The sequence below is a fragment of the Singulisphaera rosea genome, from assembly GCF_054877945.1.
Map to the genome: position 1 here is coordinate 170,323 of NZ_JBTYIP020000004.1, position 18,650 is coordinate 188,972.

The following is an 18,650-nucleotide window of genomic DNA, read 5'->3' on the forward strand; positions in this document are numbered from 1 at the left end:
TCCCGACCCCGACGAGGTCGGTCCTATCCCGTCGGGTCCCAGGCAAGCAACCGAGGGGGACGAAGCACGGGCGAGGGGCCCCTCGAGTCGCGGTATCCCGAAAGGCGATCGGATAAACTCCGGAAGACCACACAATCAACGGATAATCTGATCTCGAAATTTCCGACCCAGCTCCCGAAGCTTCTGGCGGTCGGGCCCGCCCTTGCCGCGTTTGGACGTCAGCTCGATGGGCTTCCCGTCGAGGGTGAGGTCCATGGCGTCCAGGTTCCCGGTGACGTGGAAGGACGAGACGTTCTTCAGGTCGATCGAGAACCCGGAGAGGTACTCGCGGGCCTGCGACGGCAGGCGTTCGGTGACGCCATCGGTCCGGAGGCGATAGTCGAGCGACCCGTCGAAGTCGGTCCACCCCGCGAACACGATGGGGATCCGGCCGACGTCGACGGTCAGGTTTTCGGTACCGACGCGGCCTTGCTTGACGAGGAAGTCGGAGTGGAGGGTGCCGGCCGCCTCGCCGTTGGCGAGGTCGAGGATGTCGGAGAGTTCGGCGAGGAATCGCGAGCCGGTCAGCGTGATCGAGTCGAGCACCAGTGCCCCCTGCCCGATCATCGAGCGGTTGAGCGAGTCCCGGGTTTTGCCCTGGCCTCTTAGATACACGTCCAGCCGCATCTTGCCGTCGATGGCCTGGGGATCGGGGAGCCCCGAGAGGACCGGGATGACGTACGAGAGGGCGTTGGACATCCCTATCAGTGCCATGCTCCTCCCGTGGAATCGCCCTTCGAATCGGGGCTCCGACGTGGTCCGATCGACCGCCGCCGACAGCGAGAACGGGCCGTCGTTCAGCGTCCCGCGGAGCTCGTGGAGCGTTCCCACGTGGCCTTGCGAGCTCGCATGTCCTTCGACGTTCGCGAGCTCCACGTGGGATCGCGAAGGCTCGTCGATGATCGAGACGTGTCCCCCGCTGAGCGTCAATTCGAGTGCTTGGGGCTCACAAGGCTCCTGTTCCTCGTCCGAGGATGCAGCCCCCTCCCGATGCAAAAGATCGGCGAGCTCGAGGCTCCCGTCCTTGCGTCGGAGGACCCTCAAGTTCAGGCCTTCGACCGCGATCCGGCTCGGTTCGACCTGGCCGCAGAGGAGCTGCCAGACGCTGACGTTGATCTGGACCGACCTGGCCTTCAGCCAGGGGTCTCTCGACGAGTGGGGTGAGCCGATTTCCAGGTCCGACAGACGGATCCCCCCAAAAACACCGATGTTCAACCGGCCCAGATGGATCGTCCGGCCGCTCTTCTTGTTGAGCTTGGCGACAATCCGGGTCCGCGCCCATTCGGTCGGGGCGATCGTCAGCACGAAGACCCAGAGGGTTGGGGGCAGGAGCAGGAAGGCCAACGGGACCAACCGGCGGACGCGAAGACGAAGGCGTCTCATGGGGTCCTTCCTCGTTCTCCCGGTCAGGAATCGAAGAATACGGGACGTGTCTGCGACGAGCCACTCTTCAAGCGATCGAGGCGAACCGGGGCGACTCAGGGGGATGGGATCGAGTTCGCGGCCGGACGATACCTCAACCGAGGCGCGTCGACAAGCACAGTTTTCGGCCATTCGCGCCTTGGGGGTAGACCATTGAACGGGAGCGGGGGACCGTGTAGACCAGCGCCCTGAGAAGATGCGACCACGCGATCTCTTCAACACTCCCTCCCCCTTGACGAAGGGAACCCAGCACCATGTCGCTCCGCGCAGCCCACTCCACCCTCCGGCCGCTCGCGCCGGCGCTCTGGCTCGCCCTGGCACTCCCCTGCCTCGGTGAGGACCTCGCCCTGGTGGACGGGGTCGAATTCCAGCCGCTGTCCGCCCAGGCCCAGCAGGTGGTCGAAGCCCTTGAGATGCTTGGGCAGCCCTTGCCGGCGGAGTCGAAGACTCGCCTCGATCGGGCCCTGAAGATTACGGGGGGCGCGGAGGCCGTCCGCACGATCCAGGAGATCCTCGACCCGCTCTGCCTGGTCGGGGTCGAAATCAATCCGGAGAGCCGGGTCAAGGCCGCCCAGGGGCCGGCCTCGCCTCGGCTCGTCCAGCACGGCTGGCGCGTCTTCCTCGTCAAGGTCCACAACGAAGGAGGGGTGACCGCCCCCCTCGTCGCCGAGAGCCCGAATGCCGCGAGGTTGCAGAAGCCCTCTTCGGGCAGCGCAGAGCCAAGCCTCTCGATCCCCCCCGCCGAGGTGGCGAAGCGCTGGATGGACGTGAGTCTCTTCAAAGACCGCCCGTTGCGGCCCAACCTCTCCGGCCTCGCGCTCGAATATCGGCTGCTGCAGGTCTATAGCCGCGATGCCGGGCCTCGGGACGCGAAGATCAGCTTCAACGTCGGCCAGGGGACCCAGGATCTCGGCTTTCGCAGCGACGTCGACATCCTCTTCACTTGCGAGCCCGCCGTCCCCGTGACGCTCGAAGTCCTCGATGTCGACGGCCAGCCGACCACGGCCTCATTCCTGTTCCGGGACGCCCAGCGCCGCGTTTATCCGTCCCAGTCGCGACGACTCGCCCCGGATCTCTATTTCCATCCCCAGATCTACCGCAAGTCGGGAGAGACGGTCCTCCTCCCGCCGGGGACCTATCGCGTCGAATACACGCGAGGACCCGAGTATGTCTCCCAAACGAAGACAATCACCGTCCCCGCCGGCCGGTCACATCGCGAGTCGTTCCAGCTCAAGCGGTGGGCCCACCTCGCCAGGATGCACTGGTACTCGGGCGACCACCACGTCCACGCGGCCGGCTGCGGACACTACGAGAGCCCGACCGAGGGCGTCCGGCCCGAGGACATGATGCGGCAGATCCTCGGCGAAGACCTCGACGTCGGCTGCGTGCTGAGTTGGGGGCCGTGCTGGTACGCCCAGAAGGGATACTTCGAGGGTTCGCTCCACCCGCTCTCCACCCCGGACTACCTCATGCGCTACGACGTCGAGGTCTCGGGGTTCCCCTCGTCGCACGCCGGCCACCTCTGCCTCCTGCGACTGAAGGAAGACGACTACCCGGGGACGACCCGCATCGAACAGTGGCCGAGTTGGGACCTGCCTGTCCTGAAGTGGGGCAAGTCGCAAGGGGGCGTCGTCGGGTTCTCGCACTCCGGCTGGGGCTTGCGGATCGCCGACACGAAAATCCCGAGTGATGAGGTCCCCCCATTCGACGGCATCGGCGCCAACGAGTATATCGTCGACGTCGTCCACGACGTCGTCGACTTCATCTCGACGGTCGACACGCCGGCCCCCTGGGAGCTCAACATCTGGTATCATACGCTGAACTGCGGCTACAGGACGCGGATCAGCGGCGAGACCGACTTCCCCTGCATCTACGGCGAGCGGGTGGGCCTCGGCCGAGTCTACGTCAAGCTCGACGACGGCAAGCTCGACTTCGACCGCTGGTGCGAAGGGATCAAGCTCGGCCGGTCGTATGTCTCCGACGGCAAGGCCCACCTTGTCGATTTCAAGGTCGACGACATCGCCGTCGGCGAATCGGGGAGCGAACGGAAGCTCGACGCGCCGGGGATGGTCAAGGTCACCGCGAAAGTGGCGGCCTACCTCGAACCCGAGCTGACCCCGGCCCTCGAACAGCTCAAGGCCCGCTCGCTCGAGTCCAAGCCTTACTGGGATGTCGAGCGTGCCCGAGTCGGCAAGACCCGGACGGTCCCCGTGGAAGTCCTCGTGAACGGCCTCCCCGTCGCGAAGACGGAGATCGCCGCCGACGGCACGTTCCGCGACGTCTCGTTCGACGTGAAGGTCGACCGCTCCAGTTGGGTCGCCCTGAGGATCTATCCCGCGGCCCATTCCAACCCCGTCTTCGTCCTCGTCGACGGGAAGCCGATCCGCGCCTCGAGGAAGTCGGCCGAGTGGTGCATCAAGAGCGTCGACCAGTGCTGGTCCAAGAAAGAACGGGCAATTCGGACCGAGGACCGAGCCGCCGCCAAGGCGGCCTACGACAAGGCCCGCGAGGCGTATCAGGCGATCCTCGCCGAGTCTCCTCAGGATTGAGTCTCCGTGCCGAAACCCGGTTGGTTCTTTCTTTAAGACCGGGTTTCCGACGCCCGACCCCGACAACGGCCCGCGGGATATCATCGTACCTCCCAGAAACCCGGTTCTTAAGAAAGAACCGGGTTTCGGTAATTCCCTCACAACATATTCAAACCCACATAAATGGAATGAATCACATCAATCGAATCTCCGGTTTTGCCCGGCCTCCCTTCAGGGCCTTCGTGGGGGGACTTGCCCTCCTCGGCACCCTGCCGCTCTCGTCGGCGGTTGCCGAAGGACCGACGGCCGACCTCATCATCCGCAACGCGAAGGCCATCACACTCGACGCGAAGGATCGGCTCGTCGAGGCCATCGCGATCGTCGGTGACCGCATCGTCGCGGTCGGGACCAACGCCGAGATCGACGCGACGACGGGGCCCCGGACCCGGACCGTGGATGCCGGCGGCAAAATCCTGATGCCGGGGCTCTACGACAGCCACGTGCACCCCTTGGGGGCGGCCTCGAGCGAGCGTGATCACCCGATCCCCGCGTACGACTCGCTTGCGGCGATCAAGGCGTACATCGAGAGTCGCGTGAAGGTCCAGCCGAAGGGGAGCTGGATCGTCGTCCGCTATGCGTTCCCGACCCGGCTCGCGGAAGGGCGGTTCCCGACCCGCGCCGAGCTCGACGCGATCGCGCCCGACCACCCCGTGCTCCACCAGGCCGGGCCGGCGGGACTTGCGAATACGAAAGCGCTCGTGCTCTCCGGGATCACTCGAGACACCCCCAATCCCCCCGCCGGGCAGATCGTCAAGGACCCCAAGACCGGCGAGCCGACGGGGATGCTCCGCAACGCCTACTCGGTCCTCAAGGACCTCCCCGACGACGCCTACTCGGACGACGGCGCACCGGCCGTCGACCGGGTCAAGGAGCTTTTCGCCCGATACAACGCGCGCGGGCTGACGAGCGTGGCCGACCGTGGAGCGAGCGTCCAGGCGTTGCGTCTTTATCGATCGCTCCGCGACAAGGGTGAGTTGAACCTCCGGATCAACGCGACCCGAATCCTCGAACCTCCGTTCGGCGACCGAGCCGCGATCGTCGCGAAGATCAAAGAACTCGCGGCCGACGGCGAGGAGGGCGAACCCAACGGCCCCAGCGGTGTCGGAGACCTTTGGGTGCGGGTCGGCCCCTTGAAGATCTTCCTCGACGGCGGGATGCTCAACGGCACCGCGTCGATGCGAGAGCCCTGGGGGGTCGGGCCGACTTACCAGATCACCGAGCCCGAGTATCGAGGCCTGCTGTTCGTCCCTCCGCCGACCCTCGCGACGATCGCCGAGGAAACCGCCCGTCGAGGTTGGCAGATGACCGCCCACACGGCGGGCGAGGCGGCCATGGACGAGCTCCTGAAGGCCTACGCGACCGCGGACAGGACGATCGGGATCCGGGGCCGGCGATGGATGATCACACACGCCAACTTCGTGTCCGCCGAGAACCTCACCCGATGCGCGGCGCTCGGCGTGGGGGCCGACCTCCAGCCCGCCTGGGTCTTCAAGGACACCAAGGTCCTCCTCGGAGTCCTCGGCCCGAAGCGGATGACCTGGTTCCACCCGTACCGCAAGTGGCTCGACGCCGGCCTGACGATCGGGGGAGGAAGCGACCACATGATCCGGCTCGATGCGCTCGGGGCGACCAACCCGTGGGACCCCTGGCTCGGCATCTGGGTCGCGGCGACCCGGAAGACCGAGGGGGCCGGCGTCCTCAACCCGGACCAGAAGCTCAGCCGGCTCGAAGCCCTGCGGTTCTACACGATCAACAACGCCAGGCTCCATTTCGAGGAGCAACAGAAGGGTTCAATCGAGCCGGGCAAGCTCGCGGATCTCATCCTGATCGACCGCGACCCCTTGACCTGCCCCGAAGATGACATAAGGACGACCGAGGTCATCTGGACGATGGTTGGGGGGAGGATCGTCCATAACTCCCACTGATTGATCCCGGTCGAGTCGACAAGAGAGGTGGTGGATGTCCGAGCACGACCGTGCGCTCTCGGCAGCCTTCGATGGCCAGGCACCGAAGTTCGAGCGAGCCCCGGTCCAGAGCGACCCGGCCGCCCTGGCTCGGCTGGTCCTCGCGGCCGACCTCCCGCCGGAGAGCCTCATCCTCGACGTCGGCTGCGGCCCGGGACTCGTCAGTAGCGTCCTCCTCGAGGCGGGGCACCGCGTCGAGGGGGTCGACCTCTCCGCCGAGATGATCGCCAGGGCCCGGGCGCGCTGCCAGGCTTTCGGCGATCGCGCCGGTTTCGAGCGACTGTCTATCTACGACCCGACACTCAACGGCCCGTACGACGCCGCGATCTCACGATACGTGCTCCATCACGTGACGGACCCCCTCGCGTTCGTCTCCCGACAGGTCGAGCTCCTCCGCCCCGGAGGCATCCTCGTCCTCTCGGATCACACCACAGACCCCGACCGGTTGGCGGCCGAGCAACATCAGGAGATCGAGAAGGCCCGGGATTCGACGCACACCAGGAACCTGACCCCGGGCGAGTTGGTCGACCTCTTCGCGGCGGCGGGGCTCGTCGAGATTCGTCTCGTCGAGGAACACTTTGATCTCGACTTCGACGAATGGTTCGACCGCGGCACCCCTTCCCTACCGAAGGAGGAAGTCCGCGTCATGATGCTCGAAGGGCCTCGCGCCCGAGGTTTCCACGCCGCCCTCCAGCCCGACGGCCGCATCCGGATCCTCTGCGCACGGGCAATCGTCCGAGGGGTCAAGCCGTCGTCGACTACGACCTGAATGAGTCATCCCAGAACTCCTCGAATCGGACGGTTTATCGCCGTCGACGTATCCCACGAATCTCGTCACCTCAGTTGTCCCCACTTTCGACTCGCGATCGGGAACCTTGAAAACGGGCTTCTCCAGAGGCGGCCAGGGCCGCCTTTCTCGTTTTCCGAGACTCCCTTCCCAGATAATGCATGAGGCGACCTTGAGACCGTTTCCCCGGCTGCTGCTGGTCCTGACACTCACCCACGGGCTGGTCGACACCTTCGCAGCCTTCGTCCAACCCCTCTGGCCCGACCTCCAGAACCAGTTGTCCCTCGACGAAGGCTCGATCCAATGGGCGTACGTCCTCTGGGGCCTGGCGTCGTCAGTAAGCCAGCTTCTTTTCGGGTATTGGGGCGACCGCGACCGGGGCCGAATGATGCTCTGGCTCGGCCCGGTGGTGGGAGTGATCTGCCTCAGCGCGATCGGACTCGTCCACTCTCTCGTCGCACTCAACCTGCTCCTGATCGCCGGTGGCCTCGGAATTGCCGCGTTCCACCCCGAAGCCGCGGCGCTCGCCGGATCTTCTTCGCCCGACCATCGGAGCCGGGCGATGTCGATCTTCGCCGTCGGCGGCTACCTCGGGCAGGCCGCGGGCCCGTTCTACAGCGGGGCCATCACGACCTCGTTCGGCCTCCGGGCGCTCGTCTGGAGCATGACCTGGGGCCTGCCGATCCTGGCCCTCCTCCTCATGGGGATGGGACGAGTCTCCGCCCAGAAGCCCGCACCCAAGGGAGCGACGGCGGCCGTCTCGCTGATCGACCTGGTCCGCGGCCGGCGGAAGGCCGTCACCGCGATTCTGTTCGTGGGCGTCTTCCGGGTCTTGCCGACGATGGGGGTTCCGATTGCCCTTGCTTACGTGTTGAAGGGGCGGGGCTTATCCAATGAAGATATTGGGATCGTCCAATCCGTCTTCCTCGGGGCCATCGGCGTCGGGGGACTCGCGTGTGCGGCGTTCGTCCGCCGGACCAACGAGCGCAAGGTCCTCACGCGGCTCCCCTGGTTCGCCGCCCCCTGTCTCCTGGCCTCGCCGGTGGTCGGCTTTGGCCTGATGGTGGCCTGCTCCGCGGCCACGGGACTGCTGCTCGGGGCCACGCTGCCGATCCTCGTCAGCTACGGACAGAAGCTCATGCCCGAGGGCCAACGCGTCGCCAGCTCGATCACCATGGGGGTAACCTACGGCATCGGCGGCGTCATCGTCGCCCTCCTCATGGCGAGCGTCAACCACGCCCACCGCCCCGACCACGCCTTCGTCGCCTTCGCCGGCTCGTGCGTCCTCTCGTCAATGCTGTGCTACTGGCTGCCCGAGCCCGAACCGAACCGCCGGCCCGGCCTCCTCACGTCGGCCTGAGCCGGTGATACCATCCGGCAGAGGTCCCCGGGGATTGGAACCACTCAGGCTTGAGTCGGAGGAACGACCGGCGTGTGTTCGGAGCGGACCGAGGCAAGCGCCACGCCGACCGCCATCAGGGAGGCGACGACCATTTGGGACATCACTCGCGCGGTCAACGTCTCTGCGACGGGGAGTTGGGTCCGAGCACTGGGGAAGAGGATCGCCCCTACGAGCTCGGACACGACCGCCCCCGCGGTCGCTCCGACGACCCCGCCCATCACGGTGACCTTCCACCGCCCTGCCCCACCGAGCCCCATACCGCAGGCGAGCCCACCGACGATCCCAACGATCCACCAAAGTGCGACGTGCACCGCCAGGGGGATGAGGAGCTCTTCGGATTGGGGGTCGACTTTCTTGAAATACTGCGACGCGACGACCATCGCCACGAGAGCCCCCAGCATCGGTCCCACCACGAGTCCCGTTAAGGCCGCCTTCGCTCCTCTTGGCAACGACCGCCGCGAAAGCCCGCCAGCCAGCCCGAGGGCGGCGCCCAGGATCCCGCTCGCCGCAGCGAACGTGATCGAGACACTGCCGACCCGGGCGCTGCTCATCCGGCTCGCGTTCTCAAGACTCGGGGCGGACTTCGTATTCGGGTTCAATTCAGATCGGTAGAACTCCATAACGGCTTCGCCCGAGAGCGCGGAGAAACCGCCGCCTAGGAGGCCGGCCAACACGATCAGCCCCAAAATCCGGCCGGCCGATCCTCGATTCCTCGAGGGCGAATCGATTGGAGTCGGCGGAGCATCCTCGGCCGAGTTGGGGATCCTCGAAGCCAACGAAGCGTCTTCGGGTTCGTGAGCGGCCATCGCGTCCGGCTCCCAATCTCATGAAACGTCTGGATAGGCCGCGATTCCAGGATTTCCACCGCGAGGCTTCGCGATCCGCGACCCATTTCGGCCCATCATGACGACCGACCGCACCGTCCACAACGATGAATTTCGTGGGGCAGGCGTATCCGGACACTCCGGCCGAAGAGGGTCCGGGAGCAGACCTTTGCACCTGAATTGGGAGACCTTCGGAGCCGAGTTCAGCTCCTCCGTCCCCCCTTCGCCTCGGCTCGGGCCGTGAGTGGGTCTTCGGGCCAGGAGTGCTTGGGGTATCGGGCACGAAGGTCTTTTCGGACCTGAAAGTAGGTGGTCGACCAGAAGCTCCGGAGGTCGTCGGTGATTTGGACGGGACGGTAGTTCGGACCGAGTAGGTGCAGCAGGATGGCGACCCGACCTCCGGCCACTTTGGGCGTCTCTTTCAAGCCGAAGAGCTCCTGAAGCCGAACGGCCAAGGTCGGAGGCCGGCCCGACTCGTAGCTGATCCGGATTCGATTCCCGCTCGGGACCAGGGTCGCCTCCGGGGCCTGTTCGTCGATGGTCCGGTTCTGAGCGAAGGAGAGCCGGCCTTTCAACAGCGTGACCGGCCCCGCCCGCTTCAACTCGTCCAAGCTCTTACGGCCGGCGCACGCCTCTTCGAGGATGTCGCCGAGCGAGTCTTCGACGTCGGGCCAGTCGAGTTCGGGCATCGCCGTACGGAGCAGTTCCAGGCGGGCGAGCCAGTTTTTCGCGGCCTCGTCCTGTTGGAAGAACTCCGAGGCACGGGGGCGGAGTGCATCCGCCAGGGCCTTCGAAGCCAGCGACGGATCGACCGGGGCATTCCGATCCTCGCGGAGGATGAGGTCGAGGAACCAAAGCGTGTTCACGCCCACCACGCGCTGTCGCTCGTCGTCGTACTGGGCCCCGACCTCGCGACGGATCAAATTCGGGAAGAACTCTTCGAGCCATTCGACGCGCGAACTGCTCGCGATCCCCACGCGAGCCTCGAGGGCCTTGCCCCTCCGGTCCTCGCGAGGGTCGAGGGCGATGAAATAGTCGGAGTCGCGGACGACCGATTCTCGGTCCAATCGGACGCCCCGACCACCGACCATCACCCCGGTCGCCTCCCCCCCTCGGCGTCGCGAGACTCGATCCGGATAGGCCAAGGTCACCCAGCGAAGAATGGTCGCTTCGTCGGGAGTCTCATCTTGCAGGTTTGGCGCATGGCGACGGAGCCTCCGAGCGATCCGGAACAACTCGTCACGGACCTGGGCGACTCGCCGGGCCGCGATCGGGTCGACCCCCTGTTGCCGGAGTCGAGGCGCGAAACGGGCCCGCTCGGCCTCGGCGAGGAGGTCGAGGCGAACGAGGAGGTCGGAAGATCCTCGAGCGGACGCCGACGGACGAGTCGGGCCGTAGACCGGCGTGAGGATGTCCTTCTCGGAGAGCAAGGCCGCCAGCGCGGCGCCTTCGCGCGGGTAACCGTCGCGGGACGCGGCGACGAGGATCCGGCCGAGGCGAGGGTGGACGGGAAGCGTGGCGAGCGTCCGACCCAGGTTGGTCAATCGCCCCGAGTCGCCATCCAGAGCACCGAGCCAGGTCAGGAGCCGTTCCGCACTTCGGACACGTTCCTCCGAGGGGGGGTCGAACCAGCCGAACTGACCGACGTCGGAGGTCCCCCAGGAATGAAGAGCGAGGACCGTGCTACAGAGGTCGACGCGATGCACTTCGGCGACGTCGGATTCGGACCGTCCTCGCTGCTCGCCCTCCGACCAGAGCCGAATGCAACGCCCGGGCGCCGTCCTCCCCGCACGACCTGCGCGTTGGGTGGCCGAAGCCCGGCTGATCCGGCCCAGTTCGAGCCGATCGAGCCCTTTTCTCGGATCGAAGCTGGCGAACCGGGCGAGGCCGCTGTCGACCACGGTCGTCACCCCGTCGATCGTCAACGAGGTCTCCGCGATGTTCGTCGCCAGGATGATCTTCCGCCGGTCGCTCGGCCGGAGGGGACGCGCTTGATCCTCGGCCGGTAGGCTGCCGTGGAGGGGTAAGACCAGGAGGCCTTCGCGTTCGGCTCGTCCGGCCATCCGAGCTCCCGCACGCCGGATCTCCTCGGCCCCGGGCAGGAACACGAGGATGTCGCCGGTACGAGCATCGGAGTCGAGCACCTCGTCGAGGGCGGACCCGACCGCTTCGGCCGAGGAGGATTTCTCCGTCGGGCGATACTCGATCTCGACGGGATAAGCCCGCCCGTCGACCCGAACGACCGGACATCCCCCCAGATATTGGGCGACCGGTTCCGCATCCAATGTGGCCGACATCACCACGAGGAACAGGTCGTCTCTCACCGACTCGCGGATCTCGCGGAGCAACGACAACGCGAGGTCGGTGTGAAGGCTCCGTTCGTGGAATTCGTCGAGCACCACCGCCCCGATGCCGCCGAGGAACGGGTCGGAGACGAGCTGCCGATTGAGGATCCCCTCTGTGGCCACCCGGATCCTTGTCTCGGGGCCAATCCGACGCTCGAAGCGAATCTGATAGCCGACCCGACCGCCGACGCTCCAGCCGTTTTCCTCGGCGATCCGCTCCGCCGAGGCGCGGGCAGCCACACGCCTTGGCTGGAGGAGGACCAGCGACGGATGTTCTTTCGACAAGAGTCCCGCATCGACGATTGCCACCGGGACTCGAGTCGTCTTCCCCGCTCCAGGGGGAGCCACCAGGACCAGGCAACGCGTTTCTCGCAACTGCGCGACGATCTCATCGAGGCGGGCGTCGATCGGGAGTGAGGTCTTTCGCAAGGTCGCATTCCAGCAGGGAGCTCATCCGGTCCCCGATGGTATTCTTCACCCGACACAGACGCCAGGGGCGCGAGACCCCTCGTCTGCGGTTCGGCCAGGATGACTCGGCCGAACCGGTGAGTCTTACGAGCCCTCGAAGACTCGGAGTGTACCCGAGGTGACGACTAATCGATCGCCGTGAGCCCCGATCCAAATATCGAAGGAGGCGAACAATATAAACTATCATGATGACTTCTCTGACAATGTTCGCAGGAGAGCGCTTCTTTGGCCCCGTCGATCGCGTCGGAATTCGCCCCCATCGACATCGCGACCTGCACCAGCAACAACCCAAGCACGACGATATGGACGCAGGGATCTTTGAGGCAATTGAGCAGAGGCTTCATTGTCCCTCTCCTATCTCTTCCCCTAAGGAGGTTCGCCCGTCACCATCAGAGTTGAGGCGAAGCAGGGACAAGCAATTCTCATACCTTGGGAGACGAGTCTGTCAGAGATGGAGTCGAGCAATCGACACACGACAATTATACCGATCGTCGGGCAGGCCTGGCACACCAGCGTGCAGTGCAACACTCGAGGATTCACTCAAGGGGAAGAGAACGAGTGCAATTGAGACTGATGCCTAGCTTGCTTGCTACGTCATGTCGTCTTGCACCCTCGCATGGAGGAGCAAAGTCGCTCTTCTCCGGAGCTTGAGTTCAAACTCGTGCATGGAAACGGTCACGGAGCTTTCCCGAGATGACGCGTTCCCCATAATCCCGCAATCAATAGGTTTGTCGCGCATCCCGAAGCGATTTGAGGCCGACGAAGATGTCGCGGCCGGAAATGCGAGAGGCCCGGCCCTCCATCGAGGAGGGCCGGGCCTCAAACGATCCCTGCTGCGTTCAATCCCACTTGGGGGACAGGACGGGTCTCAGACCGACTTTGCCTTGACCAACCGTCCTTTGACGACCCGGTAGAAGGTACCGCTCGAGGGTTGGATGTGCAGGTACGTATTGTTATGGAAATGTTCTCGAGTATAGCTCTTGGCGGGCACGCCCGCATAGGCGTACGTGGTCGCCACCGAGGGCTTGAACTTCACCTGGCCGGCGCGACCGACCAGCTCGTTGATACCCTGGCCGCCCTTCAAAGTGGACTTCCCGAACCAGCCGTGCAATCGGGTCGGCCCGTTGGCGGCCTGGAGTACGTTGAAGCCACCGTGGCCTCCGTCGAGCATGACGGGGATGCCGGAATCCACGTTCGGGTTGACGATCACGGTGTCGTTCGACTTCGAGCCGAAGATCACGATCCGGTTGATGTTCGAGGCGAGCGGCTGCAGCGCGTCGATCGTGCCGTTCACCGTCACCTGGAGCACGTTCTGTGCCGAGCCATTCGGGCTCGTCAGCTCAGCGACCGTGATGATGTTCGTATCTTTGAGCTTCGATGGGACAGGCGTCACCACCAGCACATTGCCGATCAGTCGCACGGCGCCGGTGTTGGCAAACCCGATGTTCACGGTGACCGTACCGGGTGGACTCGTGAGGTTCGTCGAGCCGGTCCCGTGGTCGGTCACCTGGTACTGGAAGGTGTCGGTGCCCGTCGTGTTGGGGTTCGGCGTATAGATCAAAGTCCCGTTGTTCGGATTGAAGTTCGAGATCGTCCCGTGGGTGGGCTGCGAGAGGAGGGAATAGGTCAGGCCGGTCGAGGTGGCCGGGTTCGCGCTCTTGCCGTTCAACTGGACCGTCTGCGGCGTATTCGCGCTCGCCGACACCGAGGTTGCCAGCGCAATCGGCGTCAACGCCACGGGCGACGACGACGAATTCACGGTCAATTGAATTCGATGATAATCATAATTCGGCGGCGATTCGAGGGCATACTGGGCGTTCGTCGCCGGATCGATCCCCGCTCGGTTGGTCTGGTCGCGGACCCCGACGAGAAGGCTGATCGTGCCCGAGAATCCCGCGGTCGGGACGACCGTCACCACCCCCGTCGCCTGGTCGACCGTAGCGGTCGCGTTCTGCACGGCGGCGAAGGTCTGCTCGCCTGTGCTGCTGGTCGTCACGCCGCCGGAGACATTATAGGTCAAGGGGTCATTCGGTGTTGCGGCATATCCCTGGATCTGGAAGATATCTTTCTGGTTCAGCCCGACGCTCTGCTGGTAGACGACCGACGGGCTCGAGGTCCCGGGGTTGAGCACGGTCGTCGCGTAGGGCAACTGCTGGAGGTATGGCTTTTCGACGACGGGCGTACCGCTCGAGTTATTGTTCGGGATGACCGTCACCGGGAAACTCTGGACCGAGGTCGTGCCGTCGCTCCCCTTGGCCGTCACCGTGATCGTCGAGGTCTCGCCCGCGGCCGCCTTGGTCGCGTCGATCTGCGCGACGCCGTTCGGGTTCGTCGAGCTGAGCGCCGTCGTGAAGAATACCGAGCTGAGCGGCTGGTTGGTGCTCGAGTTCACCGCGACCTTGGTCATCTGGGAGAGGATGTTGTCGGGGTCCGACACAACCTGCCCGATGATGGTGTAGCCGAAGTCGAGGGATCGGAACGAGTTGATGTTCGGCGAGGCCGCGGTCGTGATGAAGAACTGGGTGTCATTCGTGTCGGGGCCGGAGTTGGCCATCGCCAGCTGGCCGTTGCCCGTGAAGGCGAGCTGCGGGTTGAAGTCGTCGATGAACGGCGTGCCGGGCTGGCCGCTATTTCCCGACGTCGTCCCCGTGATCGAGCCGCCTTGCAAGATATAGTCGGACGTGGTCGGAAAACCGTTGGCGATCCGATTGAACGTCCCGGCGGTCGACGGGTTGTTGTTGTAGAATCCCGAGGTGATCACGTTGACGATCTGCTGGACGGCGTCCGGCGCCAGGTTCTGCGTGAGCTGGATCGTCACCGTTCCCGAGAAGCTGACGTCGGTCGTCGAGCCGGACGCGGCCGTATGGCGGATCGTCAAGCTGAGGAACTGGCCGTCGGCGATCGATGCCTTGATATCAGGATTGCTCGATGAGATCGAGTAGGACACGGAGGGGTCGGTCGAGGCGCTCCCGTTCAAGGGGACCTCGGCACCGAGTGTGGTCGGGACTTGAAGGGGGCTGATCGCCGCGAGCGAGGCCGTCGCCATCAACTCTCGGCCCTCAAGGGAATCGAACCCAGGGGCCGTCCCCCGCTTCGGCGACCTGCGAACCAACCCGCGCCTCTTGCGGTCCCACATCGCAACTCCTCCTGCGCCTCGACCGATCCTTCAGGGCAGGACGCGTACGCCCAACCCTATGGTCACCGTCTGTTCTCAAGGTATCGGCTGCGCCAAACTCTCAGCTTGAGAGGTCCACAGCGAAATCACTCATCGACGCGATCGGTCCGGGATGTCGGCCTTTGCGGGTTGTCGACTGCAATCGCTGGTTTTCCATCGGATCTCCGTTTTCGTCGACATGAGCGTTTTTGCGGGTTATGCCGATAAAAACAGCGAGGCGGGCCGGAGAAGTCCGGCCCGCCTCGCGTGTTGTCAACGGCAGCGCCCGCGCCAAACTCCGCCTTCAAATAATAAGAAGACGGAGTTCGCGACGGGGACCTGGGATTAGGGGTTGCCCTTGCGGAGCGTAAACGTGGTGATGGTCACGCCGTCTTCTTCCTGGACGCTGTACCCGCCGCCCTGGGCGAGGTACTTGGCGAACGTGGAGAAGTCCGGGAGCTTGTCCTTGTCCAGGATCGAGCCGATCTTGGAGAGGTCGGGGCCACCTGCGGTGGCCGCGCCCTGCAACGCCTTCTCGAACTGCCCGCTCTTGATCATGTCATAGGTGAGCCGGGCCTGCTCTTCGGGCCGGACGAAGGTCATGCTGCTGACCTTGTCGGGGATTTCCTTGGCGACCGCCTGGAACGGTGTGCTGTCCGCCAGGGCGGGGCTGCCGCCGCGGAGGACCTGCTCGAGCAAGGTCGGCTCGCTGGAGACGAAGAGCGTGTTCTTGGCGATCGTGACGCTGATCGGGCCCTTGAACTGCCGCCCTTGCGGGGCGGCCGGGTTGTTCGGGAGCTCGGGAAGTTCGAAGTCATAGATCGTCGAGCCCTGGAACTCGCGCGTCTTCGGCGCGGCGCCGACGAGGCCGATGATCTTCGTCAGCGTGCTCTGGAAGGCTTTCGCGTCCTCGAGGGCCACGCCCATCAACATACGCTGATTGTCTTCTTTGATCGGCTTCTTGAAGTCGCTGATGATCGTGAACCGGTCGCCGATCGGGCCGAAGAGGTCCTTCTGGAACTTCAAGGGCTCGCCGCCGTTGGGTCCGACCAGCGACTGCTCGAGGACGTCGAGCGCCCCGGGCTGGAACATGTTGACCAGGTCGTTGATGGCGGTATACGCCCCGTCGAGGTCCCAGCTGTACGACTGGTAGCTCGCGACGGTGGCCGGGACCCAGCTATCCGGGCGGAGGCTGACCGCCGGGAGGCGGAAGATCTTCAGCAAGCCCTGCGCGGGGCCGGGCGAGAGGATGATGGTCTTCGAGACGCTGTCGTAGCTGCCCGAGTTGAGCACGAAGCTGCCGGCGGCGGCCTTCAGGTTCTTGAGGCCCGACATCTGGATCAGGGTGTCGACCTGCTGGGCCTGGGCCGGGTTCCCCTTGGCGGCCGGGTTCGCCTGGACGACGAGCTTCAAGACCTTGGCGAGGTCGATGAACCAGACGACCTGGCCATCCGAGCCGAGCTTCTTGAGGCTCTGGATGTAGGTCTCGTTGCCCGAGATCGAGTCGTCACGACCGTCGGCGTGGGCGACGATGTCCTTGATGGCGTCGACGTCGCTCGAGATGAAGAACGTCGTCCCTTGCTGGGTCCAGACGACCGGCGGCTCAGGGCGGTCGTCATCCTTGGCGCCGTCCTTCTTCTGCGCCGGCTGGATCACGTGCAGATTCGCGCCCTTGAAGGATTCGGTCGCGATCTTCGCGCCGCCGCCCTCGGCCTGCTTGGAGGCCTTCTCGAGCACGTCCGCCATGGTCGCCGCGTTCTTGCCCGCGTCGGCGGAGATCACGACGGCAATCGGCAGCTTGGGATCGTCCCGGCGCAGGACCGCGATCGAGGCGGGCCCTTGGGGCAGGTCCAGGAGCTCCTTGTAGGTGACCCCAATCTTGCTCTTCAGCGACTTGCCCGCGTCCGCCACCTGCTCGGCCAGGCCATCCCGCCAGGCCTTCAGCGCCGGGTCGTTCCAAAGCTGACCGAACTGGCTCTGCTTGAACGACTCTCGCAACGCGGCCGCGTTGTTGATCTTCAGCAGGGCGATCGTCGAATCGGGAAGCACTTTTTCCGGCGGCGTCGCGGCCCGGCCTTGGACCGCCACGAGCGACAGACCAGCCAGGCCAAGCCAGCCGGCGAGGACGAGGCGGAGGGCCGCCCGCATCGGGTTTCGCATACTCAAGACTCCGTTACCAAGTCGAACTCCATCCCCCGGCTCACCGTTACGGAGGGAACTTACCGAATCAAATCCCGTGCCACACCGAGAGCGGCGCGGATTGGGCACGTCTTCCGTTACTCGACTCATTCCCGCAATTCGCCCGGGCCGACGCCCACGGTGACTGGCGGCCGCCCGGTGTTCCTTCCCTGTCCACCGCGACCCCGCATTACCGTCGAGGTGCCGCCGTCTTCTCGGGGCTACCCGAAGCCTTCTCCTTGGTCGACGACGCCGGACGCACTTCGGGGGGCCTCCCCGCGCGAATCCGTCGGGGTGGATCGAGGTAGCGATACCCCGTGTTCGGGTTCTCCTTGTCGAACGAAAACGCCTCGCGATTGCGGAGGAAATCCTTCACCGCGTTGATCGGGATCGCGAAACCGAGGTTGTCCCCCTGGGTGGCCTTCATATTCGTCACCCCGACGACTTCCCCCTTCAGGTTGAACAGCGGGCCGCCGGAGTTCCCCGGGTTGATCGCCGCGTCCGTCTGGAGGTAGATCTGGCCTTCGAAGTTCCGGTTCCGCGTGCTCACAATCCCCTGCGAGACGCTCCGCTCCAGGCCCAGTGGGTTCCCGATCGCGAAGACACCATCTCCCGCATTGAGGTCGTCCAGGCTACCCAGGATCACGTGGCTGAGTTTCAAATCCTTCTGAGGAGGGAGCTTCAACAGCGCGAGGTCGACGAACGGGTTGAGCGCGACGATTTCGACGTTCTCGACGCGTCGTCGGGCAAGGCCGCTCGGCACGTTCATGTAAAGAACGACCGAGATCCGCGTCTCGCCCTGGATCACGTGATTATTGGTCACCGCGTAGCCGTCGTCGTTGATCACGAAGCCGGAGCCTTTGCCCGAAGGCGTCTCGATCGAGATCACCGCCTCGCCATACTTCGAGACGAGCTCCTTCACCGGTGCGGCCCTGAGCGACCCGGTCGCGAAGAAGCCGGTCGGGTCGGAATCGATCGCCCGCCCCGTCGAAGGCGAAGCCGAGCCGGAGGCCTCGGGCTTCCCCCGATGGACGACCTGATCGCGAGGAATTCGAAGGACATCGAAGCCTAGGTCAATGTAGAGAGCACTGGGCTTCTCGGCGACGACCTCGCCGACGACTTGATGACCGTCCTTCAGGCCGATCACTTCGGGGGCACCCCAGGCGGATCCCACCGACAGTACGACCAAAACGGCCGAGACCGGCGTAACCAAGCGCATCGTCCGAAATCCCTTCGTCAATAAGCTAGGCGCAGTCCGAACGAGCCGATCTCTATTCGAGCGAACCCCAGCATTGTAAGTAACCGCTCGGAGGTTTCAACCCAAGCCCGGTTCAGCAAATCCGACGATTTCTTTCGGCGGACGTCGGGCAATTCTACCCAAAACACCCAAGATTCCAGGATCGCCAGAGGATCTCTTGACGAATTGCCGACAAATCTTGTTTAATACGAAAACCTCGATGGATTCTCCACTTCGATCTC

Annotated in this window: 10 protein-coding genes; 4 read left to right on the forward strand and 6 right to left on the reverse strand. The window is 64.8% G+C overall.

The window, feature by feature from the left end; all coding sequences use genetic code 11:
- Positions 1–135 precede the first annotated feature (135 nt).
- Positions 136–1,422: an AsmA family protein gene (locus tag ACYOEI_RS09795; protein ID WP_462849248.1), complete on the reverse strand. Its 1,287-nt coding sequence runs from the start codon at positions 1,420–1,422 to the stop codon at positions 136–138.
- A gap of 293 nt (positions 1,423–1,715) precedes the next feature.
- Here ACYOEI_RS09795 and ACYOEI_RS09800 point away from each other — a divergent pair, with 293 nt between their 5' ends.
- The 4 genes from ACYOEI_RS09800 to ACYOEI_RS09815 all read left to right on the forward strand — a co-directional run bounded on the left by ACYOEI_RS09800 (position 1,716) and on the right by ACYOEI_RS09815 (position 8,160).
- Complete coding sequence (locus ACYOEI_RS09800) at positions 1,716–4,010, forward strand: CehA/McbA family metallohydrolase (RefSeq protein ID WP_462849249.1); 2,295 nt, start codon at positions 1,716–1,718, stop codon at positions 4,008–4,010.
- A gap of 221 nt (positions 4,011–4,231) precedes the next feature.
- Complete coding sequence (locus tag ACYOEI_RS09805) at positions 4,232–5,974, forward strand: amidohydrolase (RefSeq protein ID WP_462849250.1); 1,743 nt, start codon at positions 4,232–4,234, stop codon at positions 5,972–5,974.
- Between the two features lie 34 nt (positions 5,975–6,008).
- Entirely contained in the window at positions 6,009–6,782 is a 774-nt protein-coding gene (locus ACYOEI_RS09810) for a class I SAM-dependent methyltransferase (protein ID WP_462849251.1), read from the forward strand.
- Between the two features lie 190 nt (positions 6,783–6,972).
- Complete coding sequence (locus ACYOEI_RS09815; protein ID WP_462849252.1) at positions 6,973–8,160, forward strand: MFS transporter; 1,188 nt, start codon at positions 6,973–6,975, stop codon at positions 8,158–8,160.
- 44 nt (positions 8,161–8,204) lie between these two features.
- On the opposite strand, the gene ACYOEI_RS09820 is transcribed toward ACYOEI_RS09815, so the two are convergent.
- The 5 genes from ACYOEI_RS09820 to ACYOEI_RS09840 all read right to left on the reverse strand — a co-directional run bounded on the left by ACYOEI_RS09820 (position 8,205) and on the right by ACYOEI_RS09840 (position 18,390).
- Entirely contained in the window at positions 8,205–9,008 is an 804-nt protein-coding gene (locus tag ACYOEI_RS09820) for a hypothetical protein (protein ID WP_462849253.1), read from the reverse strand.
- Between the two features lie 221 nt (positions 9,009–9,229).
- On the reverse strand, positions 9,230–11,800 hold the full coding sequence (hrpB, locus tag ACYOEI_RS09825; protein ID WP_462849254.1) for an ATP-dependent helicase HrpB: 2,571 nt from the start codon (positions 11,798–11,800) through the stop codon (positions 9,230–9,232).
- A 907-nt stretch (positions 11,801–12,707) separates the two neighbouring features.
- Positions 12,708–14,975: a peptidylprolyl isomerase gene (locus tag ACYOEI_RS09830; RefSeq protein WP_462849255.1), complete on the reverse strand. Its 2,268-nt coding sequence runs from the start codon at positions 14,973–14,975 to the stop codon at positions 12,708–12,710.
- 363 nt (positions 14,976–15,338) lie between these two features.
- Positions 15,339–17,153: a hypothetical protein gene (locus ACYOEI_RS09835; RefSeq protein WP_462849256.1), complete on the reverse strand. Its 1,815-nt coding sequence runs from the start codon at positions 17,151–17,153 to the stop codon at positions 15,339–15,341.
- Between the two features lie 208 nt (positions 17,154–17,361).
- Entirely contained in the window at positions 17,362–18,390 is a 1,029-nt protein-coding gene (locus ACYOEI_RS09840; protein ID WP_462849258.1) for a S1C family serine protease, read from the reverse strand.
- Positions 18,391–18,650 lie beyond the last annotated feature (260 nt).

Bases quoted from the DNA above. Each gene is read 5' to 3' on its own strand.
- ACYOEI_RS09795 (WP_462849248.1), bottom strand. From the start codon at position 1,422: ATGAGACGCCTTCGTCTTCGCGTCCGCCGGTTGGTCCCGTTGGCCTTC.
- ACYOEI_RS09800 (WP_462849249.1), top strand. From the start codon at position 1,716: ATGTCGCTCCGCGCAGCCCACTCCACCCTCCGGCCGCTCGCGCCGGCG.
- ACYOEI_RS09810 (WP_462849251.1), top strand. From the start codon at position 6,009: ATGTCCGAGCACGACCGTGCGCTCTCGGCAGCCTTCGATGGCCAGGCA.
- ACYOEI_RS09820 (WP_462849253.1), bottom strand. From the start codon at position 9,008: ATGGCCGCTCACGAACCCGAAGACGCTTCGTTGGCTTCGAGGATCCCC.
- ACYOEI_RS09830 (WP_462849255.1), bottom strand. From the start codon at position 14,975: ATGTGGGACCGCAAGAGGCGCGGGTTGGTTCGCAGGTCGCCGAAGCGG.
- ACYOEI_RS09835 (WP_462849256.1), bottom strand. From the start codon at position 17,153: ATGCGAAACCCGATGCGGGCGGCCCTCCGCCTCGTCCTCGCCGGCTGG.
- ACYOEI_RS09840 (WP_462849258.1), bottom strand. From the start codon at position 18,390: ATGCGCTTGGTTACGCCGGTCTCGGCCGTTTTGGTCGTACTGTCGGTG.